18 protein-coding genes are annotated in these 18,709 nt (G+C 67.6%); 9 read left to right on the top strand and 9 right to left on the bottom strand.

All coding sequences use genetic code 11. The features are described 5' to 3' along the window. Nucleotides 1-9 precede the first annotated feature (9 nt). Nucleotides 10-213 (bottom strand): DUF397 domain-containing protein, encoded by a 204-nt coding sequence (locus tag SLINC_RS17210; RefSeq protein WP_067433389.1) that lies wholly within the window; start codon nucleotides 211-213, stop codon nucleotides 10-12. Beyond that, entirely contained in the window at nucleotides 214-1,059 is an 846-nt protein-coding gene (locus tag SLINC_RS17205) for a helix-turn-helix domain-containing protein (RefSeq protein ID WP_067433386.1), read from the bottom strand. A 221-nt stretch (nucleotides 1,060-1,280) separates the two neighbouring features. Here SLINC_RS17205 and SLINC_RS17200 point away from each other — a divergent pair, with 221 nt between their 5' ends. Then, a complete protein-coding gene (locus SLINC_RS17200) occupies nucleotides 1,281-1,913 on the top strand; it encodes an ATP-binding protein (RefSeq protein ID WP_067433383.1) in 633 nt (210 codons plus the stop codon). Between the two features lie 61 nt (nucleotides 1,914-1,974). Here the strand turns inward: SLINC_RS17200 and SLINC_RS47995 are convergent, their stop codons facing one another. Then, nucleotides 1,975-2,919 carry a hypothetical protein gene (locus tag SLINC_RS47995; protein WP_152038997.1) on the bottom strand — a complete coding sequence of 315 codons (945 nt, stop codon included), beginning with the start codon at nucleotides 2,917-2,919 and terminating at the stop codon, nucleotides 1,975-1,977. Nucleotides 2,920-3,274: 355 nt separating this feature from the next. Here SLINC_RS47995 and SLINC_RS17190 point away from each other — a divergent pair, with 355 nt between their 5' ends. The 4 genes from SLINC_RS17190 (at nucleotide 3,275) to SLINC_RS45970 (ending at nucleotide 8,895) form a co-directional block, all read left to right on the top strand. After that, the gene (locus SLINC_RS17190; protein ID WP_067433377.1) at nucleotides 3,275-3,976 is read left to right on the top strand and encodes a hypothetical protein; all 702 of its coding nucleotides are present in this window, start codon (nucleotides 3,275-3,277) and stop codon (nucleotides 3,974-3,976) included. Nucleotides 3,977-4,031: 55 nt separating this feature from the next. Further along, the gene (locus SLINC_RS17185) at nucleotides 4,032-5,465 is read left to right on the top strand and encodes a ParB N-terminal domain-containing protein (RefSeq protein ID WP_067433374.1); all 1,434 of its coding nucleotides are present in this window, start codon (nucleotides 4,032-4,034) and stop codon (nucleotides 5,463-5,465) included. Beyond that, a complete protein-coding gene (locus tag SLINC_RS17180; protein WP_067433372.1) occupies nucleotides 5,462-7,264 on the top strand; it encodes a DEAD/DEAH box helicase in 1,803 nt (600 codons plus the stop codon). The genes SLINC_RS17185 and SLINC_RS17180 overlap by 4 nt, the downstream gene beginning before the upstream one ends. A gap of 275 nt (nucleotides 7,265-7,539) precedes the next feature. Then, a complete protein-coding gene (locus SLINC_RS45970; protein ID WP_079164572.1) occupies nucleotides 7,540-8,895 on the top strand; it encodes a DNA cytosine methyltransferase in 1,356 nt (451 codons plus the stop codon). Here SLINC_RS45970 and SLINC_RS45965 read toward each other — a convergent pair. The 3 genes from SLINC_RS45965 to SLINC_RS17170 all read right to left on the bottom strand — a co-directional run bounded on the left by SLINC_RS45965 (nucleotide 8,821) and on the right by SLINC_RS17170 (nucleotide 12,343). After that, nucleotides 8,821-9,288: a very short patch repair endonuclease gene (locus SLINC_RS45965; protein ID WP_079164571.1), complete on the bottom strand. Its 468-nt coding sequence runs from the start codon at nucleotides 9,286-9,288 to the stop codon at nucleotides 8,821-8,823. The two genes, SLINC_RS45970 and SLINC_RS45965, sit on opposite strands and share 75 nt — an antisense overlap. A 456-nt stretch (nucleotides 9,289-9,744) precedes the next feature. Further along, the gene (locus tag SLINC_RS17175; protein WP_067433369.1) at nucleotides 9,745-10,755 is read right to left on the bottom strand and encodes an SEC-C domain-containing protein; all 1,011 of its coding nucleotides are present in this window, start codon (nucleotides 10,753-10,755) and stop codon (nucleotides 9,745-9,747) included. Nucleotides 10,756-10,870: 115 nt separating this feature from the next. Further along, nucleotides 10,871-12,343: a glycoside hydrolase gene (locus tag SLINC_RS17170; protein ID WP_067433366.1), complete on the bottom strand. Its 1,473-nt coding sequence runs from the start codon at nucleotides 12,341-12,343 to the stop codon at nucleotides 10,871-10,873. Nucleotides 12,344-12,609: 266 nt separating this feature from the next. Here SLINC_RS17170 and SLINC_RS17165 point away from each other — a divergent pair, with 266 nt between their 5' ends. The 3 genes from SLINC_RS17165 to SLINC_RS17155 all read left to right on the top strand — a co-directional run bounded on the left by SLINC_RS17165 (nucleotide 12,610) and on the right by SLINC_RS17155 (nucleotide 14,728). Continuing rightward, nucleotides 12,610-12,921, top strand: a complete 312-nt coding sequence (locus SLINC_RS17165) for a DUF6412 domain-containing protein (protein WP_067433363.1) — start codon at nucleotides 12,610-12,612, stop codon at nucleotides 12,919-12,921. A gap of 98 nt (nucleotides 12,922-13,019) precedes the next feature. Continuing rightward, nucleotides 13,020-13,733 (top strand): YidC/Oxa1 family membrane protein insertase, encoded by a 714-nt coding sequence (locus tag SLINC_RS17160; RefSeq protein WP_067433360.1) that lies wholly within the window; start codon nucleotides 13,020-13,022, stop codon nucleotides 13,731-13,733. 137 nt (nucleotides 13,734-13,870) lie between these two features. After that, a complete protein-coding gene (locus SLINC_RS17155; RefSeq protein ID WP_067433356.1) occupies nucleotides 13,871-14,728 on the top strand; it encodes a fumarylacetoacetate hydrolase family protein in 858 nt (285 codons plus the stop codon). A 93-nt stretch (nucleotides 14,729-14,821) separates the two neighbouring features. On the opposite strand, the gene SLINC_RS17150 is transcribed toward SLINC_RS17155, so the two are convergent. From SLINC_RS17150 to SLINC_RS17140, 3 genes are all read right to left on the bottom strand, one after another. Next, nucleotides 14,822-15,688, bottom strand: a complete 867-nt coding sequence (locus SLINC_RS17150) for an LLM class F420-dependent oxidoreductase (protein WP_067433353.1) — start codon at nucleotides 15,686-15,688, stop codon at nucleotides 14,822-14,824. Nucleotides 15,689-15,779: 91 nt separating this feature from the next. Beyond that, the gene (locus tag SLINC_RS17145) at nucleotides 15,780-16,283 is read right to left on the bottom strand and encodes a heme-degrading domain-containing protein (protein ID WP_067433350.1); all 504 of its coding nucleotides are present in this window, start codon (nucleotides 16,281-16,283) and stop codon (nucleotides 15,780-15,782) included. Further along, on the bottom strand, nucleotides 16,280-17,353 hold the full coding sequence (locus SLINC_RS17140) for a Gfo/Idh/MocA family oxidoreductase (protein ID WP_067433347.1): 1,074 nt from the start codon (nucleotides 17,351-17,353) through the stop codon (nucleotides 16,280-16,282). The genes SLINC_RS17145 and SLINC_RS17140 overlap by 4 nt, the downstream gene beginning before the upstream one ends. Before the next feature lie 47 nt (nucleotides 17,354-17,400). On the opposite strand from SLINC_RS17140, the gene SLINC_RS17135 reads away from it, so the two are divergent. Beyond that, on the top strand, nucleotides 17,401-18,567 hold the full coding sequence (locus SLINC_RS17135; RefSeq protein ID WP_067433344.1) for an ROK family transcriptional regulator: 1,167 nt from the start codon (nucleotides 17,401-17,403) through the stop codon (nucleotides 18,565-18,567). Nucleotides 18,568-18,709: the final 142 nt, after the last annotated feature.

Here is an 18,709-nt window from a genome sequence, read left to right as displayed (position 1 = left end):
AGCGATCTCCTAGCCTTGACGAGCAGCTGACAAGAAGTTCTGCCACGCCTCCGCAGACACCTTTAGCTGCCCGTGCCCTGGCTGCTTGGAGTCCCGAACGAGCACGTTGGCTGCGACGAAGGCAGCCTCAACACACTCTGTCTGGTTGCCGCCGCTGTGCGATGACTTGAACCAGGTGGGCGTGCCGGTGGGCTGGGTGGAATCGGCGGACATTCACAACTCCTTGCGGACGCGGTGGATCATGGCGGAGGAAGCCTCCATGTCCAACGCTTGTGCGCGAAGGTACTCGAACGCAAGTCTGTATCGGTCCAGTTCCTCGTCCTTCTCCAGGAAGAGGGAGCCTGCGTGGAAGTCGACGTACACCACGTCGAGGCCCGGATCCTGGCCGCCGATGATGACGAAGCTTCCCAGCGCCGCGGCATGGGCTCCCTTGGCGAAAGGGAGGACCTGAAGCGTTACGTGAGGTGACTCGTTCGCTTCGAGCAGCCGGTCCAACTGCTCCCTCATGTCGTGGGGTGAGCCAACGACCCGGCGGACCACTGACTCATCGAGGATTGCCCAGAGGCGCGGAGGCTTCGGGCGGGTGAGGATCTCCTGCCTCTTCATACGGATGTCGACCAGCTGCTCGATCTCTTCGGGTTCCAGCGGTACTTCGTTGGCCTTCTGCAGAGCTGTGGCGTAGGCCCGCGTTTGCAGGAGCCCTGGGACGTAGACGCACCCGAAGTGACTCTCGTGTACCGCCTCGTCCTCAAGCGTGAGCAGCAGGTTCATGCTCTCCGGGATGGAGTCGGCGAAGGAGCTCCACCAGCCTTGCTGCTTGGCATCCTTGGCAAGTCCGACGATGGCTTTGCGTTCAGCCTCAGTTGCTCCGTACTCGCGGCACAGGGCGTCGACGACGATCCACTTGACCGGCCCGGCCTGCGTCTCGTACCTGCTGACCGTCGCTTTGGAGACGCCGACGAGCTGCCCGGCCTCTTCGAGGGTCAGCCCCTTGCGAGCCCGCAACTTGCGCATCATCGCGCCGAGTTGGCGACGGCGGGTTGTAGTCCGTTCGGGCATTCGGCTCCTTCGCCACGTGCCGGGCGGTAGGCCCCCCGGGAGATCCTCATCAGGCTAGGCAGTGAAGGAGCTGGCCCACTATCAGATTCACTCGATGGGTCCCTGTGAGAAGTTACATGGCGAGACTTCTCTGTGTCATGCTCGCTTGCAGACCGCTACGCAGTGAAGCCGGACGGATACGGCAGGTGCAGCACATGCGTGGCCAGGAGGGAGGGGTAGCCATGTCCGGCTACGAAGACACCGAACCTCGACTCCGCTGTGTCCTGCCCTTTGAGGCAGCGCCGGCGGAAGTCCACTTGCTGAGGAGGGCCGCCGCGCAACAGCTTTCCCAATGGGGGATGCCGGTTGTCACCGCTGAGGCGGAGTTGCTCATCACTGAGTTGGCGACCAACGTCGTCAAGCATGTCGGTGAGGGGGTGCCCGCCACCCTGGTCCTTGAGCGCAAGGGTGGACGGCTCCGTGTCGAAGTGCACGACAGGAGCACCGTGATGCCGTTGCTCAAGGAAACCGGCTGTGACGTGGAGTGCGGACGGGGCCTCCATCTGCTGGGATCACTCGCGGCTGACTGGGGCACGGTGTTGACGGCTGCGGGTAAAGCGGTGTGGTGTGAGATCTCCGTGAGGCCGACCGGTGACTGCCTGCGTATCACGCGGGCCGTCGAAGCGATCGAGAACTACCAGGGAGCCCGCGGAGTGACCGCAATGCGCGGAGGACGTCTATCCGCGGCCCTGGAAGAGTCCGCGATCGAGCTGATCGCGGACTTGCTGCACTGGACCTCCGCCCGCGGGCATGATCCCGATGACTTCCTCGATCGTGTTCAGGTGCGCTACGAGGCTGAAGTGGACGCGGCCTGACGGCTGGGCACCGCACCTCACCAATGACGGTCACGACATACAGCAACCGCGTCGCCGGCGGCTACTTCAGCGCCGCCCGCAGTATGGCGCCGGCGTCGTCCGTGGCCCCTTCCTCATGCAACTCCATGGCAACGGACATCACGTCTCGGTCTTCCTGGTCCCTGCCGTAGACATGGATCAGGTTGTCGGCTAGGTGGTCCCGCTCCTGATGTCTCAGTTCCACCATGACCAGGGCGGTCTCGGCCGGGGTAAGCAGCTCTGTCGTGCTCTGCCGGAGCAGGACGAGAGCCAGGTTCTGTTCTCCGGCACTGTCCAGTTCCTTCGCCTGTGCCGCCAGTTGCTGTGCCACGGCCACTTCTTTCTCGCTCCGCTGCCGGTCCCTTGGTCGACGGGGGACCGGCAGCGGAGTCCTGGCGGCTTGCGCCACCACCAGACGTTCCAGACGTTCTCGTAGGCCGGCTTCGGTTGCCTTCCACTCTGACTCCGCTTCCCGCAGCGCCGAGAGCTCGGTCTTGAGGGGCTCCAGGCGGACGGCGTCTTGTTCACGTTGATGCTGGTACGCCGCACATGCCGGGCAAGGGGCGTTGAGCTGCTGGGTGAGCGAATCGATTCGCCTGCTCAGCTCCGCGCAGTTCTTACAGCCCCGCTGCTCGCCTTTGGCGCTTATGCGCAGGGCTTGCAGGGCTTCCAGTGTGATGCCGACATCCTGACCGCTGACGACCGCGTCCGCGTAGGCCGCCTTGTACAGCTCGTCGATGAAATGCGAGTCGGGAACCCTGTGGCGATACAGGAATTTTGACAGCGAACCCGGCGTGGTATGCAGGAGGATGGCTGCTTCTGCCTGTGTAAGTGGTCTATGTGCGACTTTGTCCGAACTCTCTTTCCGTAGCAGGCTGCACAAGGCCTGGAGTTCCAGCGCGAGTTCTCGCTTCCGTGGAGGGACATCGTCGTGGATGTTCCCCTCCAGCCAGCTGCGCCGGGTTGGCTTGCCTCCGGCTGACGTCATGCGGTTCCGCCTCCCTGGGCTGATCAAGTGCCGTGGAGTCGGTACTCCAAGGCCTGCCTGCGGTTTGGCCATTGTGCCCGGAGAGCTGTGCCGTCAAGCCTGATTTTTCTTGCCTTCTAGCAGGAAAGCTTGCTCTTTCCCGGGCAAGCTTTCTGCGGACTTGCCTTCTCTCGAGCAAGTCCGAAAGGGCTGGACTTTCGCTCGGTTGATGGTGTGAGCTTCTGAAGGAGCCGCCGAGGAGCGGGGGATCGCAGGGCTTGCGTGTCGTGCACTCTCAGTCACAGCTATCGCACGCTTCGAGACAGGCAAATAGGGTGCCGTAAGGCGCGAGTTCACGGATGCACGGAGGCGCAGCATGGAAGGGATTCCGTCCTACGAGGACAAAAAGTTCGGAAGCATGGTGCGGGGCGCGCTGTGGCTGGTAACCGTGGTGGGGGAGGGCAACGTCTTCACCAAGACGCAGCTGCGCGAGGCTTTCCCGGATATCGCGCAGATCGACCGTCGGCTTCGGGACTTGCGTGACCACGGCTGGCGGATCGACACGAGCCGTGACGACCCGTCCTTGCTTCAGCAGGAGCAGCGGTTTGTGACCCGGGGTGCCGACGTCTGGATCCCCGGCAGGTCGAAGGCCCCGAAGCACAAGGCCAGCCTGACCGCCGCCCAGCGCGCGAAGGCCATGCACGATGACAACTACCTGTGCCGGTCGTGCGGCATCGGCGCCGGCGAAGCGTACGAGGACGGCGGCGGGGTCGAGCTCGCCAAGCTCAATGTGGCTCGTCGTAGGGTGCTCCACTCCGACGGAACCGCTGAATACCAGCTCGTTACCGAATGCAAGCGTTGCGGGACCGGTGGAGGTCCGGACCGTGAAGTCGACCTCGGGGCGTTGCTGGAACTTGTAGAGGCTCTCGCGCCGTTGGAGCAGCGTCTCTTCGCTAAGTGGATCGACGCTGACCAGCGGTCGTTCAGCCCGATCGAGAAGGTCTGGGGTATCTACCGGACCCTGCCCCAGGAGTCACGCGCGGCGGTAGCACAGGCCATCGACGAGGTGACCGGCTGACCCCGGACCGGCGACAGAAGCTGAACAGGACCGGCAACAGAAAGGACGGACAGTCATGCTGCGGGATTTCCCGCCACCGCCGCGCGCGGAACAGTTCAGTGAGCTGATCAAAAAGAGGCTGGAGGAGGTGAGGGCAGCCGGAGGCACCCGGGAGACTGTCACGGTCGACTGGAACGGACAGCAGATCCACGTCGACGTGATCGACCTCCCGCTGGGCGACCTCTACCTCAACCCCGCTACACACCGGATTCGCGCTCAGCGTAGTCACAAGCCGGACCAGGATCGGAACCTGGACGAAGCCCCTTTCGAGGAGGCCGGGCAGAGCTACCTGGCCACCTTGCTCAAGGCTCGGCCGTCCAACCCGGAACTCAGGGACCCCGACTTCGACAAGCTGAAGGACGACCTGGAGAAGTTCGGCCAGAACGACCCTGGGCTGGTCACCCATCACGGCGTGCTGGTGAACGGCAACACGCGCGCTGTTGCCCTGCGGGAGCTCGGCAAGCAGTCGATGCGGGTGGGCGTGCTCCCCTCATCGTTCACTCAGGCCGACATCGACGCCGTAGAGCTTGCGCTCCAGCTCCGTCAGGACCAACGGCGCGACTACTCGTACATCAACCGGCTGCTCGCCATGGAGGAGCAGGCTGCGCTGGGCCGGACGCCGGAGCAGATCGCCAAGGATTTCCGGATCCGGACGGCGACCTACCACCAGGAACGGTGGATCCTCAGCATGATCAAGGAACTGAACAACCGCAGCGCGAGCGGCGGAGGCGTCGCGCTGCGGTTGGTCGACTGGGAGGGGGCTCAGGAACGGCTCAAGGAGCTCCAGCGGCTCTATGTGAAGCTGGAGAGCCTCGACCAGGACCAGGCCGAAATCCTCAAGGAGTGGCGCCTGGCGGCAATTCTGCTGGACTTCTCCAAGACGGATGTGCGCCACATCGACGAGGTGTTCCTGGAGCAGGAGTATCTGGCGAAGGCGTTGCCGGCGGACCTGGCGGACAGTGGAACGACCGCACAGGCAGAGTCCGTGTCTATCCCCGGGCTCGGCTTGGATGTGCCGGCGGCCTCGTCAGCTGTGTCGGAGGCCCGCGCCCTGAACGACCGCATCCTCAGGGCGGCGGCCACCGTCCGCAATACGACGGCGGGGCTGCCTGACAGCGAGAAGGCCTCTGCCCAGGCGCTGCTCGACCAGGCCAAGGAGGCTTTTGACCAGGCGATCGACGGCCACGGCCGCGATGCCCGGGTCCGCAAGCGCAAGCAGCTCGCGCCGGCCCGGCTCGCGGACGCGTGTGCCAACATCGAGCAGTGCGTCGTGGAGCTGGTACAGGCCCGCACCTCGAACAGCCTGGACGAGGAGGCTTTCGATGAGGCCGTGCTCAAACTCCAGGGAAGCCTGCGCAAGCTAGCCCAGCAGGCTGAGCGTGGGATCTCGGACCCGGGTGACGGTGTCTCCTGGCTTCTTGCTGCTGCCGCTGCGGAGGGCTCGCGGTGACGGAAACGTCCCTGCACCTGGGGTTCGACGACACGCGTACCCGTGTGGTCCTGCGGACCAGCGACCAGTACCGGCAGGACCTCGTCCAGATGGTCGCCCGGTTCCGTACCGGCGGCCAACTGGGCCCGCTGTCCGCCTCGGTGGCGCTGGATGAGTTGCTCGCGAATCTGAGTATTCTCAGCAGCTGGCCTGACCACGCCGGTGTCGTGTGGGCTCCGGAACTCCTGAACCTCGTGTCCGGGGTAGTCAAGGACGCCAAGCTGGTTGAGGAACGGCTGGCTGGCTCCGGGGCCCCCCCGGAAGTCGCCCCTGGCGATGTGCTGGGCATGCTCGGACACACCTGGAAGGAAGACCTCAACAGCTTCCAGCGCCGGGACATCGCCAAACTGCTCTCTCTGGGGCACGGAGCGAACTTCAGTGTGCCAGGCGCTGGCAAAACGCGTGTGGCGCTCGCCGTGTACGCGGCGCAGCGAGCCCACGGCAATGTCAGCAGGCTGCTTGTTGTCTGCCCCAAATCGGCCTACGAGTCCTGGCGTTACGAGACGGCCGTCTGCTTCAGCTACCCGCTGCGCACCCATGTGCTGGACGGCTCCCTGGACCAGTGGGCGGAGGTTCTGATCGTCAACTACGAGCGGCTGGACCGATCGCTGCCGCTGCTCGCGAACTGGCTGAAGTCCGCCCCCTCGATGATCATCCTTGACGAGGCCCACCGGATGAAGCTTGGTGCTCGCGGCACATATGGCGCCGCGTGTATGGCACTGGGCCCGCTCGCGGAACGTCGGTTGATCCTGACGGGAACGCCGGCCCCGAACGGCTCGAAGGACCTGGAGAACCTTCTGGGCTTCGTCTGGCCGGGCCACGGCCAGCGCACGGTTACCCGGGCGGTGGCGGGCGGTGACCTCGCCTACGCGAGCACGGTCCTGCGCCCGCTGTTCACTCGTACCACGAAACAGGAACTCGGCCTGCCGCCGATGACACTACGGATGCGCTATGTCGATATGCCGGACCTGCACGCCGAGATCTACAGCGCCCTGGTGGGCGGTATGGCTGCCGGTACCGCTCGTGATGACCTCAGCGCGCTCGGTGGGACGGCGCTGCGTCTGCTGATGGCGGCGACCAGTCCGGCCCTGCTGCTGGAAGGCGCCACAAAGTACGAGCCGCTCGCATACCAACTGCCCCCGCTGGAGATCCCGGCCGGCAGCTCGCTGTACTCGCTGATGCAGAACCTTCCCGACTACGAGCTGTCTCCGAAGTACAAGGAAACGTTGGCGATTGTTGCTGAGAACGCCGCTCAGGGCCGCAAGACGCTGGTCTGGACGACCTTCGTACGCAGCCTGACGACCTTGGCGCAGATGCTGGAGAAGTACAGCCCAGCCGTCGTCTACGGCGGCACACCCGACAGGGAGGAGCAGCTGCGCCGATTTCGCGAGGACCCCAGCTGCATGGTGCTGATCTCCAACCCGGCAACTCTCGGAGAGGGGATCAGTCTTCACCACGTGTGCCACGACGCCGTCTACGTGGACCGGGACTTCATGGCCGGCCGCTATCTCCAGAGCCTTGACCGCATTCACCGGCTGGGTCTGGCTCCTGATGCGGAGACGCGGGTGACTGTGATCGCGGCACGCGAGACGATCGATGAGGTGGTCGAGGTGCGCATGGATCAGAAGCTCGAGTTCATGGGCAAGATCCTCGACGATCCCACGGTTCAGCAGCTGGCGGATCTGGAAGAGGAGCCGTCTGTGGCGGCTGGTCTTGCACCCGGTGACATTGAGGCGCTGCTGCGGCACATAGGGGGCTGACACGTCCAGAGGTTTTCTTCGGGCGGTGCCGAGTCGGGTTTCACCGGCTTGGCACCGCCCGTCCGTCTGCTATGGCCATGGGCTGCGCTTCGCCACAGGTTTTGGTGCTCAAAGTCACAAGGGGGACCAGTACTCCAGGACCTTGCTCTGACCCTGCCAAGGACCTAAGGCGAGGCAGATGGGAGACTCGTCGTGTCGAGTGCTCAAGAGTCAGCAAGTGATCATGGCTTTTGGGACACTTGGGGCCTGTTTGAGTCACTCCTGGAAGGAGCGCTATGAGCGCCAGCGGTCGTGATCGTCCGCAGTTCTCTCGGCCACTGACCTCGCTCGAGATCTGTGCCGGTGCGGGCGGGCAAGCCGTTGGGCTGCATAACGCAGGGTTCGATCACTTGGCTCTCGTGGAGTGGGACCCACACGCGGTGAGCACGCTCCGGGCGAATGTTGGCGGCTGGCCGGGGTGGGGTGGGGGCCACGCTGACGCCCTCGAACCCATGGACGTGAAGGAATTTCCTTCATCCGATGTGCGCAAGAACCTCGAGATTCCTAGGGGAAGACTGGACCTGCTGGCCGGCGGGGTGCCGTGCCCGCCTTTCTCGCTGGCTGGGAAGAGGCTAGGAAGAGATGACGAGCGTGACCTTTTCCCGGACGCCCTGAAGATCATCGATGACTTTTTGCCGAGAGCGGTCATGATTGAAAATGTCCGGGGGATCCTGGAACCCCCGGAGGTTTTTATTGATTACCGCAGGGATATTCTGAGTGAGCTTCGCGATCTCGGATATATCGTTCCAGAAGTCAAGAAGAGCTGGTCGGCCGAAGAGCAAGACCGCGCTATGCGGAAGGTCTGGCGACGGGTCGATGCAAGCAATTTCGGCGTTCCTCAGCTTCGTCCGCGAGCTATCTTGGTTGTGATCCACAAGGATGAGGCGGATGCTTCCGGTGCTGAGTTTGTGTGGCCGTCCAGGGTGAAGGGGAAGCAGGCGACAGTTGTTGAGGAACTTTCCGTCAGTATGGAAGCGCGCTGCCGGAAGTACTGGACGAAAAACATGTATGGAGAGCGCGCCAAGCCAGGAGAGCGCACCGGAAAGGATGTTTTCCGGGACTGGCTTCGGAAAGCTTCCAGGGCGGCTGAGTTGGGCAAGGGAGTCGCTCCGACTCTGGTCGGGGGGTCGAAGAAGCATGGTGGGGCTGACCTAGGGCCGACCAGGGCTAAGCGGGCGTGGGAGGTCCTTGGGGTTGATGGAATGGGTGTTGCCAATGATCCCAAGGAATGTGATCCGCAGCGCGACCTTTTCCGCCCCGCTGGCCCCATGTTGACTGTTGAGCAGGCCGCACTCATTCAGGGCTTCCCGCCAGGCTGGAAATTCCAGGGAAGAAAGACCGCCCAATATCGCCAGGTTGGAAACGCTTTTCCGCCTCCGGTTGCTGAGGCAATAGGGCGTGCTATTGCTGCTGTACTCCAGCCGGAGAGCCGCAATGAACTTCTTAGAGAGTATGAAATGAATACTGGCGCATCCGTTGCGGATGCGCCACAGGTAGAGCAAATGACATTTCCGGTATCAGGTCAACCCCATGTCAATAGCGTTCCGCCTGCGGATGACCGTCGCAGCAATCTTGTCCGCGCAGGCGCCTGACGGCTCGTGCTCCCAGAAGCGGAGCACGAGCCACCCAGCTTCTTCGAGCCGCTGATCGGTATCACGGTCCCGTTTTACATTGCGGACGACCTTTTCCGACCAGTAGCCGGGATTAGTCCTCGGCGGTACGTAGTGCTCGGGGCATCCGTGCCAGTAACACCCGTCGATGAAGACGGCTACCTTGACCGGACGGAACACCATGTCCGCTGTTCGGCGAAGATCGGGCAGAGGACGTGCCGCAACGCGGTAGCGCAGGCCTTGGGCATGAACTAGTCGGCGGATCAGTTTCTCGGGTTTCGTGTCGCGGCTGCGGATCGCCTGCATGTTGCGACGGCGGGCGGCAGAGGAAGCCCAGGAACCTTCTGGTGCTTCCCACTCAGGATCTTCGGACACGCAACTGAGCGTAGTACTGGGGAGGGGGCGCGGGCAGGTGGGTCCGTTGGAGGCTCACGACGTGCTGCTGCTAGGAGTCTCTGCCGACTGTCTGGGCCCGCTTGGCCTTCTACGGCGGATGCCGTTGGGCCGCCCGCTTCTTTGCCAGTGTCGTGCCTCCACGCCCCGCCTCAAGGGCGCTCCCTGCGGTCGCGTCGCCTTCGGCGATGGCCCTGCGGGCCACCCTTGACCCGGGGCGCTCCGGCACAGGGGAGAAGCGAGCGGGCGGCCTGGGGAGTGGGTGGCCAGGTGGAGGGGTGGTGCCGGTTGATGAGGGGGGGCCGGGGGTGGGGGCGCGGTCGCGTTTCGCATGCACGCCGGGTCGGTTCGGCGGCTTGTGGGGCGGCAGTGGTTCGGCCTACCGCCCACGGCCGGCGGCGCGTGGGCGGTCCGGACCGTTTGTGGTTGGGCGGCTCGCTACTCCCCGTGGCACTCCTCGTACGCCGCCCCCGACCCACACCAACAAACCGTCCCCCGCTGCGGTGGCCACTCCACCGCCCGCCCCCGCGCCGCCAGTGTCGTCGCGTACTGCGGCAGCAGCGTCGCATCCCCCGGGGACGACCCCTCTGACGCCGCGAAAGCCTCGTAGGAGGGGACCGTGCCCGTGACGATGCCCAGGTTCGGGGTGCCGGAAGACGCCAGCTCGCGCAGCGACGCCTCTATCGTCGCCAGGTGTTCCTCGTGGGAGGGGTACTCAGCCTCAAGGGTCGGGTACGACGACACCAGTTCCGACAGTTCGCCCGCCGACCAGTGCAGGACCGCCACCGGGAACGGGCGGGACAGGGCCTCGCGGTAGGTGCCGAGTTCCGCTCGGAGGCGGGAGATCTCGGCCTCCAGTTCCGCGGGGTTGTCCGAGCCGAGGGACCAGACGCGCTTGGGGTCGTGGAGTTCGTCGAGGGAGACGGGGGAGGAGTTGAAGGTGTCGGCGAGGGCGTCCCACTCGTCGTGGGGGAGGCCGAGCATGCGGCGGACCCGGTGGCGGCCGAAGAGCAGGGGGTGGGTCGAGTACGGCGGGTCCGTGACGCCTGTCAGGAGCAGCCGCGCGCCCTCCGTGAACGCCTCCTGGGCCTGCTCCAGCTCGTCGTGGGATTCGAGGGCCTCGGCGACGATCACCCAGGGGGCGGGGTCGCGGGGGGAGGCCGCCCGGACGCCCTCGATGATGGCCCTGGCCTCCGCCTCGTGGCCGTACTCCCACAGGTTGGCGGCCTTGAGGGCCCGGACCAGGTAGGGGTTCTCCAGGCTGACGCGGGAGGACAGCAGGCGGTCGTAGAGGGTGGACGCGGCGGGGCGGGCGCCGGCCAGTTCGAGGTGGGCCGCGGCCTGTAGCAGCAGGGCTTCGGCGTCCTCGGGGTACAGGCCGGCGGTCCGCTCCAGGCGTGCCGCTTCGGCGGTGTGGTCGACGTTCTCGGCGGGCGTGTCGGGGCGCATGGGTGACACCGTACTGCCGAGCCGCGGAGAAGGAGAGAGAAGTGCAGGCCAGCGCCACAATCGGCGCATCGGCCCGCACAGCTCTCCCACGCTCTCCCACACCGCGCCTATATCGTCATATCGTCACCCCGTCGATCTGGAGCGTCTGCACCGCCTTCGCCGCGAACGGCACCGCCACCGTTTTGCCACTCAGGAACGTGTTCGAGTACGACGCGTACTTGTCGCCGCCGGTCGTCACCGTGTTCCAGCGCGGGACCACGCCGCCCGAGCCGCCGGTGACCGTGGTGAAGCGGGACAGGTCGAAGGTCAGGGTCTGGGCGGAGGTGGAGGTGTTCAGGGCCACGATGACCAGGCGGCGGGCGCTCGCGTCGTAGCCCGCGACCGCGTAGCTCACGCCCGTGTCGAGGATGCGCATCCCGGGGCGGAGGTGGCGGCTGAACTGGGCCAGCACGTAGTACTTCGTCTCGATCGCGCCCGCTTGCAGGGTGCTCGCGTCGTACTTGATCACTCCCCAGCCCGCCGTCGGGTCCATGACCTGCCAGTAGACCCAGGCCGTCGGGTGCAGCCAGCGGAAGTCGGACAGGAGGTTGGCGGCCATGGTGTAGCCGGTGCCGTCGCCGTCGCCCGTCTCCGAGTTCCACAGCTTCTTGCCGGACGTGGTCACGACGTCCGTGTAGAGGAGGTCGCGTCGGCCGCCGGAGCCCTGGTAGCCGTGCACGTTGAACTGGTTCACCAGGGCCTTCGTGGAGGACGAGAAGGATCCCCACGTCGTGCGCGCCAGGTCGTAGCTCGTCTCGTCCGACGCCGAGATACGGACGCCGGTGAGGCCGCGGCTGTCCAACTCGCTGCGCATGTACGGCAGTACGGCCGCCTGGACCGTCGCGTCCATGTGGCAGCCCTCCTGCGTCCCGGTCGCCGTCCACCAGGAGGACGAGGGCTCGTTGAAGGGGTCGACGGTCGCGAAGTTCACGCCCCAGTTGTTCTTCGCGCGCAGGGCGACGGCGGCCAGGTGGGAGGCGTGCTGGCGGTAGTTCCAGGTCTGGAGGTTGTTGCCGCCGCCCGAGGCGCCGGAGGGGTTGTGGTTCTGGCACATCCACCACATGGGGGAGTTGGCGAAGAGCTCGGTGGTCGCGCCCCGGGACACCGCCTTGCCCAGCATCGCCCGCTGGTTGGCGTCCGCGGTCCACTTCCAGGCGCCGGACGCCGGGTCCTCGTTGTTCCAGTCCTGCCAGAAGCCCTCGATCTGCTTGAAGGCGGGGATGTTGGGCGAGGCGGCCATCGACTGGCCGCCCACGCTGTTCCAGCTGCACGCGCCCAGGTTGTAGCGGGCGATGTTCATGCCGAGGCCGGGGAGCGACGTGCCGTTGTAGGACGTCGACTTGGTGGTGAAGAAGATGTCGGCGAAGTCGTCCCGGGCGCCGAAGACGTTGGCCCACCAGGCGAGGGAGGTGCCCCAGCCCTCCCAGGTGCCGTACGACGTCCCGGGGTTCACGGCGATGGTGGCGTCCGCGTGGGCGGTCCCTGTCGCCAGCGCGCTGCCGAGGACGGTGCCGCCCGCGGCCGCGAGCAGGGTTCTGCGTCGGATCATGGCTTCTCCGATTCGAAGGAACGCCGGTCCCTGAACCAGACGTTCCGGCCTGTTCTGCTCATGCCAGGAGGAAGCATCGGGTGCGGTGAGTGGGCTTGTCGATAGTTGTGGCAGCCCTTTTTAAAACCTGTGTACGAAGTATCGAACGAGCCGGGCAAGCGCCTCCTGCGGACGATCGGGGACCGATCAGGTATAACCGACGGAGGACAAACGTTCGGTGAGGGAGAGAGTGACACGAGAGTGAAGGCGAGAGGGGGGAGCGGCCGATGATCCGCAGCTGGACCAACCCGCGGCCCGCCGCCGTGCTGCTGCTTCTGGTCCTCGACATCGTCCTGCTCGACACCGGCAGCCTCTCGGCCGCCGTCGCCCTCGCCGCGACCGCCGCGGCCGGCTCCGCCTTCGCCGCCTGCTCGCTCCTCGCCTCGCGCGCCGCCCCCGCCGTACAGCCCACACGCGTGCGTACGGCCATCCGCGACCGCGCCCGCCGTACGGCCTTCCTGCCGCAACGCGATCCCGACGCCAAGGGGCGCAGGCGCCCCCGAGCTCCCGGACTCGCCCTCCCGGCGACCGTCGCGTAGGGCACGTAGAGCACTCCCACCCACACCTCTGGCCCCACGCGGGTCGTCATGCCGCCGTTCCTGTTTCCGGCACGACGAGACCCCCGGAGGGCTCACCCATGTCCGTTTTCGCCGACCTGGTCCAGCGCCTGGCCGACCTGCTCCACCCGCTGTTCGGCGCCACCGCGGCCGCCGCCGCGATCGTCCTGTTCACCGCGTTCGTACGACTCCTCGTGCATCCCCTGTCCCGGGCGGCGGCGCGCGGGCAGAAGGCCCAGGTCGAACTGCGGCCGAAGATCGCCGAGCTGCGGAAGAAGCACGGCAAGGATCCGCAGAAGCTCCAGAAGGCGGTGATGGAACTGCACGCGGCGGAGAAGGTCTCGCCGCTGTCCGGCTGCCTGCCCAGCCTGTTCCAGCTGCCCGCGTTCTTCCTCCTCTACCACCTGTTCTCCAACACGACGATCGGCGGACAGGCCAACGAACTGCTCACCCACCAGCTCTTCGCCGCGCCCCTCGGCGACCGCTGGGCGGACGCGCTCGGCACCGGCGGGTTCCTCGGCGGCGCCGGGCTCGTCTACCTCGCGCTGTTCGTCATCGTCGCCACCGTGGCCTCCTTCAACTTCCGGCGCACGAAGCGGATGATGGCCACGAATCCGGCGGTGCCGGTGGGGGACGGCCAGCAGATGCCCGGGATGGGCGCGATGAGCAAGGTCATGCCGTTCATGTCCTTCTTCACGCTCTTCACCGTGGCGGTGGTGCCCCTGGCCGCCGCGCTGTACGTGGTGACCAGCACGACGTGGAGCGCGGTGGAGCGGGCGGCGCTGTACCGCTGACCTCGGCACCTCGGAGGTGGCCCCCGTCCAGTCCGTGAACCGGGTATTGCGGAGCGGACGCCCAGCTTGGAGGATCGACCAGTCATCCGATGGCTGCACCCATCGGTCGACGCCCGCGATCGAGGGAGATAGTGACCATGAAGCTGCTGCGAGTCGGTACGGCGGGAGCGGAGACGCCCGCGCTGCTCGATGCCGAGGGAGTGCTGCGGGATCTGTCCGGCATCGTCCCGGACATCGACGGAGCGCTGCTCGCCGACGACGAGGCGCTCGGCCGGGTGCGTGCGGCCGCCGCGGCCGGTGAGCTGCCCGCGTTGGACGCCACCGGGCTGCGCGTCGGGCCGCCGCTCGCACGGATCGGCAAGATCGTGTGCATCGGGCTGAACTACCACGACCACGCCCGCGAGACCGGCGCCGAGCCGCCCGCCGAGCCGGTGATCTTCTTCAAGGCCGCGGACACGGTCGTGGGACCCCACGACACCGTGCTCATCCCCCGGAAGTCGGTGAAGACCGACTGGGAGGTCGAGCTGGCCGTCGTCATCGGACGTACGGCCCGGTACGTGGAGTCGGCCGAGGCCGCGCTGGGGCATGTCGCCGGGTACGCGGTGTCGCACGACGTGTCCGAGCGGGAGTTCCAGATCGAGCGCGGCGGGACGTGGGACAAGGGAAAGAACTGCGAGACGTTCAATCCCCTCGGGCCGTGGCTGGTGACCGCGGACGAGGTGCCCGACCCGCAGGATCTCTCGCTCAAGCTGTGGGTCAACGGGGAGCAGAAGCAGGACGGGACCACGGCGGAGCAGATCTTCGCGGTGGGGGAAGTCGTGCGGTATGTCAGTCAGTTCATGACGCTGTACCCGGGTGATGTGATCAATACGGGGACGCCGGCGGGGGTTGCGCTGGGGGAGCCTGAGCCGAAGCCGTTCCTTCGGGCCGGGGATGTTGTGGAGCTGGAGATTTCAGGGCTCGGGCGTCAGCGGCAGGAGTTCAAAGATGCCTGAAGATGCCTAAGGGGCGGGGGACTGCGGTTGTTCGGCGGGTGCGCGTCCGTCGTGGCTTGTCGCGCAGTTCCCCGCGCCCCTAAAAGCCTCAGCTCACGCGAGCAGCGAAGCCAGCTTGCGCCAGGCCTCCCTCGGGAGGGACGTCCTCGTTCCGCCGTCCACGATCTGCAACGCCACGTGGTCCGCGCCCGCCTTGTGGAACTCCTCGACGCGGGTGCGGATGCGGGTCTCGTCGCCCCAGGCGAAGACCGCGTCGACGAGGCGGTCGCTGCCGCCGTTCGCCACGTCGTCCTCGGTGAAGCCGTTGCGGAGGAAGTTGTTGGTGTAGTTGGGGAGGGCCAGGTACATGGCGAGGTAGTCGCGGGCCAGGGTGCGGGCGCGGGCCGGGTCGGCTTCGAGGACGACCTTCAGCTCCGGGGCCAGGAGCGGGGCATCGCCGAGGCGCTCGCGGGACGTGGCCGTGTGGTCGGCGGTGACCAGGTACGGGATCGAGCCGGCGGCGCGGTCCCGGGCGAGGTCGATGGTCTTCGGGCCGAGGGCGGCCAGGAGGCGGCGGTCGGCGGGGTGGTCCGCCTCGTCCAGGGCGTCCAGGTAGGAGACCAGGGCCGAGTAGGGGCGCCGGTACTGCTCGGCGAGCTTGGCGTGGCTGACGCCGAGGCCCAGGGCGAAGCGGCCGGGGTGGGCGGAGTCGAGGTCGGCGAAGCTCGCGGCGGTGGCGGCGGGCTCGTGCTCCCAGATGCTCTGGATGCTGGTGCCGACCACGATCCGGGAGGTCGCCTCGATCAGCGGGGCGGCGTCGCGGGCAGAGGTGTTGCCGCCGAGCCAGACGGCGCCGTATCCCAGTTCCTCCAACTCCGCGACCGCCTCGGCGAGTTCACCGCTCCGGGACGGGTCGTCGGCGCGCAGGGCGGCGCTCCAGATGCCGTACCGTCCGACGGTTTCCTTCAAGGCGTCAGTCATGAGTGGGGGTTTCCCTCCGGTCGATGTTCCGGTCGATGTGCGTTGCGGGCGTACAGCCGTGCCAACCGGAGGGAGCCCCGAGATCTTCCCGTCAGCGCTTGAGGAACTCCTCCAGCGCCTCCACCACGAGCCGGTGGTCCGCCAGTTGGGGCAGTCCGCTCACCGTCACCGAGCCGATGACTCCGACTCCCTCGACGGTGATCGGGAAGGAGCCGCCGTGGGCCGCGTACTCGTCGGGGTCCAGGCGGGAGGACTCCTCGAAGGACGAGCCCTTGGCGCGGAAGCGGGCGCCGACCAGGTAGGAGGGGGAGCCGTAGCGTTCGACGACCCGGCGCTTGCGGACGATCCAGGCGTCGTTGTCCGGGGTCGAGCCGGGCAGGGCCGCGTGGAAGAGCTGCTGGCCGGAGCGGTGGATGTCGATGGCGACCGGGGCCTGCCGCTCCCGGGCCAGCTCGACCAGGAGCGAGCCCAGCGCCCAGGCGTCCTCGTGGGTGAACTGCCGGAAGACCAGGTGGCGTTCCTGCGCCTCCAGTTCCTCGATCGGCGGGGTCAGCTCGGGGTGGATCTTGGGGGTCAACTCGCCGCTGTGCGTCACAGCTTCACCGCCACTCCGTCGTGGGCCGAACGGCGGGCCGCCTCCAGTACGTCGAGGGCGGCGGCCGCCTCCAGTGCGGTCACCGGGTTGGGACCGCCGTCGAGCAGGGCTTTCGCCACGGCCGCATAGTAAGCCGGGTAGTCGCCCGGCAGGGTCGGTTGCGCATGTCCGCCACCCGTCAGCGGGGACTCGCCGGCGCCGACACGGCCCCACAGGGACTCGGGCTCCCGGCCCCACTCGGCCGCGGTGCCGGGGCGCTCGCCCTCCTTCAGGGCCGCCTCCTGCGGATCGAGGCCGTACTTGACGTATCCCGCCTTCGAGCCCAGCACCCGGAAGCGCGGGCCGAGTTGGGCGGTCGTCGCGGAGACGTACAGGTGGGAGCGGACGCCGTTGGCGTGCGTGATCGCGATGAACGTGTCGTCGTCCGCCTCGGCGCCCGGGCGGCGGAGGTCCGCCTCGGCGTACACGGAGGCGGCGGGGCCGAAGAGGACCAGTGCCTGGTCCACGACGTGGCTGCCGAGGTCGTAGAGCAGACCTCCGATCTCTGCCGGGTCGCCGGACTCCCGCCAGCCGCCCTTCGTCTGCGGCCGCCAGCGCTCGAAGCGGGACTCGAAGCGCCATACGTCGCCCAGCTCGCCGTCGGCCAGGAGGCCGCGCAGGGTCAGGAAGTCGTTGTCCCAGCGGCGGTTCTGGAAGACCGAGAGGAGCAGGCCGCGGTCCTCGGCCAGGGCGGCGAGCTCGCGTGCCTCGGCGGCCGTGCCTGCGATCGGCTTGTCGACCACGACCGGCAGACCGGCCTTGAGGGCGGCGGTGGCGAGCGCGACGTGCGTCTTGTTGGGGGACGCGATCACGATCAGGTCCAGCTCGGCGGCCCGGTCCAGCAGCTCGTCCGGGGTGGCGACCGTGCGTACCGCGGGGAACTCGGCGCGGGCCTGCGCCTGCCGCTCGGGGTTCGACGTCACCACCGTGTCCAGGGCGAGGCCCTCGGTCGCGGCGATCAGCGGGGCGTGGAAGACGGAGCCGGCGAGGCCGTAGCCGACGAGGCCGACGCGGAGAGGGGTGCCAGTCATGCCCCCACTTTCGCAACGCTGTTGCCAAAGTGCAAGTAGCAGGGACAATGGCCGACGTGAACAGGACGAACGGCGGCGTGAACCTGCTGGCCCTGCGCAGCCACAACACCGCGCTCGTGCTCGGCCTGCTCCGGCGGGCGGGGGCGGAGGGCATCAGCCGCCTTGAGCTCGCCGAGCGCACGGGACTCACCCCCCAGGCCGTCAGCAAGATCACCGGGCGGCTGCGGGAGGACGGCCTCGCGGCGGAGGCGGGCCGCCGCGCCTCCACCGGCGGCAAGCCCCGGACGGTCCTGCGGCTCGTCCCGGAAGCGGGGCACGCCGTCGGCGCCCACCTCGACCGCGACGAACTGCGCACCCTGCTCGTCGATCTCGACGGCAGCGTGGTGAGCGAGCGGCGCGCTCCCCTGGACCTGGGCGCGGGTGCCCAGGCCGTGGTGGGGGCGGTGGCGGCGGAGACCGAGCGGCTGGTGGGGGAGTGGGTGGCGGGGCCCCGGAAGGCGGGGCAGCCCTCCCCGTCGGCGCAGGCCCCCCGGACGACGGGCGCCCTCCTCCCCGCCCTTCCCTCCCTCCTGGGCGTCGGAGTGGCCCTCCCCGGACCCCTCGACCACGCCCGGGGAGTCCTGCACCGGGTGACCGGATTCCCCGAGTGGGACGGCTTCCCGCTGCGGGCGGCGCTGGAGCGGCGGCTCGGGGTGCCGGTCGTGGTGGACAAGGACACCAACGCGGCGGCGCTGGGCCTGGCCGTGTCGGGCGAGGGCGGTCCCGGCGGGTCGTTCGCCTATCTGCACCTCGGTACCGGGCTCGGCGCCGGGCTCGTCATCGGCGGGGCCGTGCACCGGGGCGCCCGGACCGGGGCGGGGGAGTTCGGACACCAGGTCATCCAGTTGGACGGGCCGCCGTGCGGCTGCGGCAACCGGGGCTGCGTCGAGGCGCTGTGCCTCGGGGCCGTGGCCCGGGGCGAGCCGGGAGAAGCGGCGCGGGTACTCGGCGCGGGGGCCGCCAACCTCGTGGGCCTGCTGGACATCGACCTGGTGCTGCTCGGCGGCCGCACGGTCCTCGCGGACCCCGACACCTTCGTACGAGGAGTCTCCGCGGTGATCGGCGAACGCGCCGGGAACGAGCAGGCCGTGCCGGTGCGCATCGCCTCCGGCGGGGTCGCGGAGGGGGCGGCGCAGTTGTTGCTGGCGCCGTTGTTCGGGCGGGCGGACGGTTGACGCGGGTGCTCCGCGGTCGGGCCGGGGGGCGGTTGACGCGGGTGTGTCTTCGCTGTTCGGGGTTTGCGCGGGTGGTGGTTGTCGCGGGCGTGTCCGGTGGGGATGTCGTCGTGCCGGTGCGCATCGCCTCCGGCGGGGTCGC

The sequence above is a fragment of the Streptomyces lincolnensis genome, from assembly GCF_001685355.1.
Classification (GTDB): domain Bacteria; phylum Actinomycetota; class Actinomycetes; order Streptomycetales; family Streptomycetaceae; genus Streptomyces; species Streptomyces lincolnensis.
The sequence above is the reverse complement of the archived record's forward strand: the minus strand, read 5'-3'. Positions and strand labels throughout refer to the sequence as shown.

What these genes read in the sequence shown, in the direction of transcription:
- SLINC_RS17210 (WP_067433389.1), bottom strand. Translation starts at nt 213, where the DNA reads ATGTCCGCCGATTCCACCCAGCCCACCGGCACGCCCACCTGGTTCAAG.
- SLINC_RS17205 (WP_067433386.1), bottom strand. Translation starts at nt 1,059, where the DNA reads ATGCCCGAACGGACTACAACCCGCCGTCGCCAACTCGGCGCGATGATG.
- SLINC_RS17200 (WP_067433383.1), top strand. Translation starts at nt 1,281, where the DNA reads ATGTCCGGCTACGAAGACACCGAACCTCGACTCCGCTGTGTCCTGCCC.
- SLINC_RS47995 (WP_152038997.1), bottom strand. Translation starts at nt 2,919, where the DNA reads ATGACGTCAGCCGGAGGCAAGCCAACCCGGCGCAGCTGGCTGGAGGGG.
- SLINC_RS17190 (WP_067433377.1), top strand. Translation starts at nt 3,275, where the DNA reads ATGGAAGGGATTCCGTCCTACGAGGACAAAAAGTTCGGAAGCATGGTG.
- SLINC_RS17185 (WP_067433374.1), top strand. Translation starts at nt 4,032, where the DNA reads ATGCTGCGGGATTTCCCGCCACCGCCGCGCGCGGAACAGTTCAGTGAG.
- SLINC_RS45970 (WP_079164572.1), top strand. Translation starts at nt 7,540, where the DNA reads ATGAGCGCCAGCGGTCGTGATCGTCCGCAGTTCTCTCGGCCACTGACC.
- SLINC_RS17175 (WP_067433369.1), bottom strand. Translation starts at nt 10,755, where the DNA reads ATGCGCCCCGACACGCCCGCCGAGAACGTCGACCACACCGCCGAAGCG.
- SLINC_RS17170 (WP_067433366.1), bottom strand. Translation starts at nt 12,343, where the DNA reads ATGATCCGACGCAGAACCCTGCTCGCGGCCGCGGGCGGCACCGTCCTC.
- SLINC_RS17165 (WP_067433363.1), top strand. Translation starts at nt 12,610, where the DNA reads ATGATCCGCAGCTGGACCAACCCGCGGCCCGCCGCCGTGCTGCTGCTT.
- SLINC_RS17160 (WP_067433360.1), top strand. Translation starts at nt 13,020, where the DNA reads ATGTCCGTTTTCGCCGACCTGGTCCAGCGCCTGGCCGACCTGCTCCAC.
- SLINC_RS17155 (WP_067433356.1), top strand. Translation starts at nt 13,871, where the DNA reads ATGAAGCTGCTGCGAGTCGGTACGGCGGGAGCGGAGACGCCCGCGCTG.
- SLINC_RS17150 (WP_067433353.1), bottom strand. Translation starts at nt 15,688, where the DNA reads ATGACTGACGCCTTGAAGGAAACCGTCGGACGGTACGGCATCTGGAGC.
- SLINC_RS17140 (WP_067433347.1), bottom strand. Translation starts at nt 17,353, where the DNA reads ATGACTGGCACCCCTCTCCGCGTCGGCCTCGTCGGCTACGGCCTCGCC.
- SLINC_RS17135 (WP_067433344.1), top strand. Translation starts at nt 17,401, where the DNA reads ATGGCCGACGTGAACAGGACGAACGGCGGCGTGAACCTGCTGGCCCTG.